A 5996-nucleotide genomic window follows, 5' to 3' on the forward strand; every position below is an offset into this window, starting at 1 on the left:
CTTTTATTATATGGGGGTCTTTATTCATTTTCATATACAGCTTAATAAATCTCAGTAGAATAAGTCATGTTAACAAAGGTAATTGAGCTAACGAGTGGTATAGGTTACTATTACCGCCCAATTGGGGGACAATCGAACTCGGAGAAAGATCAAATGAGACATTACAGTTGAGGGAAGTAAAACTAAATGGGTACTAATAGAAGAAATATTCTCAGGGGATAAGCCGAATTTTAAGCTGTTATACTAGGGGGGTTAGGATGAAGACATTTTTGATACTTGTTCTAATCTCGATTTCTATAACAGCATGCTCGCTTGAACAGACCGAATCGAACCAATCAAACAACATTATCGAACCCTCGATTGGAACGCTAGTCGAGGAGTACTATCCGTTAAATGATCTTCAGAAAAGCATGAAAATAACGATTACATTAGATAAGTCGGCTTATGAACAAGGTGATAGGCTTGGTATTACCGTCACGAATAATTCCGACGTACATGTTTCCTTGGGAACTAATGAGGTTAAGATCCAAACGCCGGTAAATAGTGAATGGGAGACAATCACTTTAGACAATTACGCATATGATTCTATTGGAATTGTCTTGAAACCGGGCGGCCATTATACGGATAACCCCATCATTCTAAAATATCTGCTAGCGGGTAAGTACCGGGTTGTGAAGCGTATACGTCTTGGTGAAAAATCTGAACCGCAAATATTTTTGGTAAGCGATCCTTTTACGTTGAAATAATTAGGTAGAAATAGGTGCTGAACTAACCAGAATTGTAAATTTGAGGACAATAACTATAAGAATATAAAAACTGATCGTGATATAGAGAGAATTAAGGGAAGATACATGCAATTGACGAAACTAGAATTAGTTGAGCTATTAATTAATGCAGAACAATATATATCTAAACAGAATAATACTTGGATTAAATCACAATTCAAAAAACATGTATCTGAAAAAGAAATGGCAGGAGAAGTTTTAAAAAAGATGCCCCTCGGGAGGAAGCATCTTTTTTTAGATTTTGACAAGAACTTGATCTCATTCCAGTCAGGCACGATTTCGAAAACTCTGCCTTCTTAACACGGAACGAACAAATCCATGGCATAATTAAGGTTGAGTTTTGAGCTTATCGTCGCAGGAGGAGAAGTATTATATGAATCGGTTGGTGGAGGTATTGAAGGTATCCTTATGCCTCGGGCTGACGTCTTTCGGTGGGCCGATCGCGCATTTGGCATATTTTCGCGAGGAATACGTGAAGCGGCGCCGGTGGATTACGGAGGAGAGTTACGCGGATCTGGTCGCGCTCTGCCAGTTTCTTCCTGGACCGGCGAGCAGCCAGGTAAGCATTGCGATCGGCATCGGACGTGCCGGTCTGCTCGGCGGGCTGCTCGCCTGGGTCGGTTTCACATTACCGTCATTCATCCTCATGATCGCTTTCGCCTTCGTGCTGCAAGGACTGGATGTCCGTGACACGGGCTGGTTGCACGGACTCATGATTGCCGCGGTCGCCGTCGTCGCGCAGGCCGTCTGGGGCATGGCCGCTAAGCTGGCGAACGGGAAAGGGACGGCCGCCATTGCGATCGCATCCGCCATCACGGCGCTGTCCATTCCTTCGCCATTCATTCAGGCGGGGGTTATCGCGGCGTCGGGGCTGATTGGCTGGCGCTGCTTGCGCGCTGATGACGCGCGCATATACGAACCCCTACTGTCCACGATCAGCCGCCGGACCGGCGCATGTTTCCTTTCGACGTTCGGCGTGCTGCTCTTGGCGCTCCCGCTGCTGCATGTCGCCTTGACGGGCCACGGACTCGCGCTGTTCGACAGCTTCTACCGGGCGGGCGCGCTCGTCTACGGTGGCGGCCACGTGGTACTGCCGCTGCTGCAGCAAAGCGTCGTACCGACGGGCTGGATGACCGAAGATCAATTTCTTGCCGGGTACGGCGCGGCGCAGGCCGTACCCGGCCCGTTATTTACGCTGGCCGCGTACCTCGGCTTCGTATCCGAGCCCACTCCGAACAACATCGAGGGCGCCCTGCTAGCGGTAGTCGCAATCTTTCTACCGGCGTATTTGCTTGTCGCGGGATCGCTCCCTTTCTGGAACGTCATCCGCACGAAGCCGGCCTTTCGGTCGGCGCTCTCGGGCATTAACGCCGGCGTTGTCGGCATACTGATGGCTGCACTCTACGATCCCGTCTGGATGAGCGCCATCCGATCCGGGGCCGATTTTGCCCTGGCGCTGACAGCGTTCGGGCTGCTGACGGTTTGGAAGATGCCGCCGTGGGTTGTCGTCGCCGTATCGACGCTTGGCGGCTTGGCAGTGCAGTACATCTAGATGTTCTTTGAAAATAAAGTATAAGACTGAACAATAAAGTATTAGACCTTATACATAAAGTTATAGACATTGGCAGCGTTTAATGAAAACTGTAGTGCACCCTTAAAATGGGTGCTTTTTTTATGAATTGAAAATTCAAGGAAAACGAAGCAATAGGTGGCGGAGTTATTGGCAACGTATAAATAGACCGTCTTAAGGTATGGATGCGTTTCTCAATGTGTGAATTCAGACTCATGGATCAATGTGGTAAACGAGATGTCGATGAATACGTCGTGTCATACGCTGGAAATGGAGAATGCTGAAGGCGAAGGTGTATCAAAGAAGTATAGTCTCATCCACGTGCTCTACACTCAACAACACGATTAAAGAAATTATTATTTGTGTCGATGAACAATTTAGCCCAAAGCGAAGTCTTTCCCTATATAGACAGGAGAGGAGACTTCAATCATGAAACGGATTATCGAATCAGTCATGCAAAGATCGACCATCATTTTAGTTTGCGTTGTGCTTATATTGGGCTGGGGGGCAGTCTCGGCTTTACAAATGCAGAGAGACTACCTACCTGGCATCAATAACACCACTTTAATGGTGTCGCTGCGTGCTTCATCCTACCAGGCGGATCAAGTAAAGAAGGATATTACAGCACCTCTCGAGGATGCCATCCGCAAGACCAACGGAATAACCAACCTGGAGACAACCTCATATGACGGAGGTGTCTTAATGAATATCTACTATCCCATGGATTACGATATGAGTAAAGCGCAAGACTCGCTAAAACAGGCATTGAATGATGCGGTATTGCCCGATGGGGTCAACAAACCTGCCATCACCCGATTAACGTCGAGCACGTTTCCGATCTTGAGTTACAGTCTAACGGCCAATAACAACAAAGTTGATGATCTAACGCTGGAATCCACCTTGCAAACCGACATCGTCAAGCAATTGAAATCCGTACCCGGCGTATCGGATGTCCAAACCATCGGCGGGGCAAACAGAGGCTATGTTGTCGTCCTGCGCATGAAAGATCTCGTGGCGAATAACTTGACGCTGGACGATTTCAATAAATCCATCACAGCAGACGTACCCAGCCTGCAAGGAAACATTGCCAATGTTAAAGCTTCGTTCCCGATCCGAGTCGAAGGATGGGATCTCACGGAGCAGCAGCTGAACAATCTTGCGATTAAGAACAAAGATGGTAACAGCATCCCTTTATCGGCCATTGCTTCGGTATCTCAATCCCTAACCGATGTGAAAACCGTCTCAAGAACGAATGGCAAAGCAAGCGTGATGGTCAATGTGATTAAGACGCCAACGGCAACCATCACGGATGTAGCTAAACATGTAAAAGAACGCGTAGCTGGCATTTCGGCCGTTCAAAGTGGTGATGTCGCGATGACGCTGCAAACCGACCGCGCGCAAGACCTGAACGGTTCGTTATTGGGACTGGTTCGTGAAGGGTTACTGGGCTGCCTGTTCTCCATGCTCTGCGTGCTGTTCTTCTTCAGAAATGTACGGTCTACGCTATTGATTGCGGTCACACTTCCGATTTCGTTGCTTGCTACGACAGCGATTTTGAAATCAATGGGAGTCACGCTGAACATCTTGACCGTATCTGGACTTATTGTCGCAATGGGCCGAATCGTCGACGATGCGATCGTGATTTTGGACAACATGTATAGACGGGTTCAGGAAAACAAAGACAAGCCGGTTTTGGGCGTGTTGTCTTCTTCTGTGGTCGAGATGCTTCCGGCCATTTTTGCTTCTACCGCGACCACGGTAGCCGTATACGTACCTATTGCCTTAGTCGGCGGTATCATCGGTGCATCTTATTCCGGCTTTGCCTGGTCGGTCGTCATTGCCTTAGCGGTATCCTTCCTCGTCGCCATGTTGGTAATACCTGCATTCGCTTATATGGGCTGGAGAGAATCGAAGGCGGAGGCGGTCACGCTCGAACCCTTCATGAAGCCGCTTCTTCAATCCGCGTTGAAGCACAAGAAAACCGTTATCAGCATCTCGCTGATTCTGTTTGTTGTCGCGGGGGTATTCGCATCACAGCTCCCGTTCAGCCTGCTGCCAAGCACGGCAAGCGGTCAGATCGCCGTCAAAGTAGAACTTCCGAAAGGAACACCATTGTCCGAAGTAGACAAGGAAGTCAAGAATGTAGAGCGTGTCCTGCATAACAATGCCCAAATCGCATCCTTTTCCGCTACATTCGGCTCGACTTTCACACCGACGGCAGACGACGTCTTTGACCAAGGCGGGGGATTCATTCAACAGCCGAACGTGGCGAATCTGTCCGTCCAGTTGAAAAACAAAAAGGATGTTACTGCCGTCATACCGGCACTGCAATCCGATTTGAATCAAGTGGCCAATAACGCGGCGATTACGGTAACGAATCAGAACATCGCTGGCGATGATTCCACGATCAATATCATGTTAACCGGCGCCGATCAAACTACGCTGGAAAACACGGCTCAGCAAGTCCGTACGAAGCTGGTTACTATTCAAGGGTTGAGCGTTACAGGGAAAACAGATCTTACAAACGGGATACCGAAATATGCGATCACGATTGATAAAGATAAGGCGCTGCAAGCTGGCATTAAACCTGATGACATCAATAAACTGTTGGCGCGTTACACGTCCAAAGCAAAAGACTTTGACATTTCAACGTCTGCAGGTAACATTCCAGTCGACGTGTATATCGATACCGTCAAGACAGGCGTTATGAACGATAATATGGTACCGGTGTATACGCCTGCACAAGTATTGGCCTCGATGGCAGCTGAAAATGTAACCGGAAATAACGGCCAAACTTATCGTTTGGACCAATTCGTATCAATTCAGAAAAGCGACGCTGTGTCTTCCATTCAAGAACGCGACGGACAACCGTTCTCCGTCGTACAAGTTCAGATCACTTCAAGCGACATGAGCAATGTGTCAAAAGAAGTCACTCAGTCCTTGAAAGACATGAAGCTCCCGAACGGAGTAACGTATTCGCTTGGCGGCATCACCCAACAAGTGTCGCAAATGATCATTGAAATTACGATCGCGGTTATTATTTCCATTCTGCTCGTGCTGCTCATCACCAGCTTTGTTTTCAAAGGTTGGAAAGCACCGTTGGCCGTACTGATCAGCATTCCGCTTGCCTTGTCAGGTATCGTGCTCGCATTGTACGCTATTCATGGCCAATGGAATCTCGCTGCATTCATCGGCGTTTTGATGCTTACGGGAATCGTGGTTACGAACGGAATTGTTCTCATCGATAAAATCGAACGAAATCGAAGGGAAGGCATGGGACTTCGAGAAGCCGTCGTGCACGGCAGCCTCTCCAGGGTTCGTCCGATTTTCATGACTGCGGGCACGACCGTTCTGACTTTGATCCCGCTGGCGTTATCACATAGCTCGGATACCGTCATTTCACAAGTGCTTGGTATTGTAGTCATTGGCGGCATGATCACGTCCACGCTCAACAGCTTTGTCGTGATTCCGATTATTTACGAATGGATGCAGGGCAAGGCTGTACGAAACGCGGATGCAGTAAATCGGATGAACTGATTATTTTGGGTTAAAACTACAGGAAGAGGAGGGGTATCCGTGTGGGATTGGACGACATGGCTCGAACAGTATGGATATGGACTAATTGGTTTGGCTGTATTCCT

The 5996-nt window shown here is 48.2% G+C and carries 4 protein-coding genes; all 4 read left to right on the top strand.

The annotated features are described in order from the left end of the window. Positions 1 to 257 precede the first annotated feature (257 nt). The 4 genes from BMY11_RS28265 (at position 258) to BMY11_RS28280 (ending at position 5892) form a co-directional block, all read left to right on the top strand. Positions 258 to 746 (top strand): immunoglobulin-like domain-containing protein, encoded by a 489-nt coding sequence (locus BMY11_RS28265; RefSeq protein ID WP_090583837.1) that lies wholly within the window; start codon positions 258 to 260, stop codon positions 744 to 746. A gap of 105 nt (positions 747 to 851) precedes the next feature. Next, on the top strand, positions 852 to 1085 hold the full coding sequence (locus BMY11_RS28270; RefSeq protein WP_090583840.1) for a hypothetical protein: 234 nt from the start codon (positions 852 to 854) through the stop codon (positions 1083 to 1085). Between the two features lie 73 nt (positions 1086 to 1158). Then, positions 1159 to 2337, top strand: coding sequence for a chromate efflux transporter (gene chrA / locus BMY11_RS28275; RefSeq protein ID WP_090583842.1), 1179 nt, complete (start codon positions 1159 to 1161; stop codon positions 2335 to 2337). Positions 2338 to 2784: 447 nt separating this feature from the next. Continuing rightward, positions 2785 to 5892 (top strand): efflux RND transporter permease subunit, encoded by a 3108-nt coding sequence (locus tag BMY11_RS28280; protein ID WP_090583846.1) that lies wholly within the window; start codon positions 2785 to 2787, stop codon positions 5890 to 5892. Positions 5893 to 5996 lie beyond the last annotated feature (104 nt).

The organism is Paenibacillus sp. OV219, from assembly GCF_900110075.1.
Lineage (GTDB): Bacteria > Bacillota > Bacilli > Paenibacillales > Paenibacillaceae > Paenibacillus_Z.

Bases quoted from the DNA above. Each gene is read 5' to 3' on its own strand.
- chrA (WP_090583842.1), top strand. From the start codon at position 1,159: ATGAATCGGTTGGTGGAGGTATTGAAGGTATCCTTATGCCTCGGGCTG.
- BMY11_RS28270 (WP_090583840.1), top strand. From the start codon at position 852: ATGCAATTGACGAAACTAGAATTAGTTGAGCTATTAATTAATGCAGAA.
- BMY11_RS28280 (WP_090583846.1), top strand. From the start codon at position 2,785: ATGAAACGGATTATCGAATCAGTCATGCAAAGATCGACCATCATTTTA.
- BMY11_RS28265 (WP_090583837.1), top strand. From the start codon at position 258: ATGAAGACATTTTTGATACTTGTTCTAATCTCGATTTCTATAACAGCA.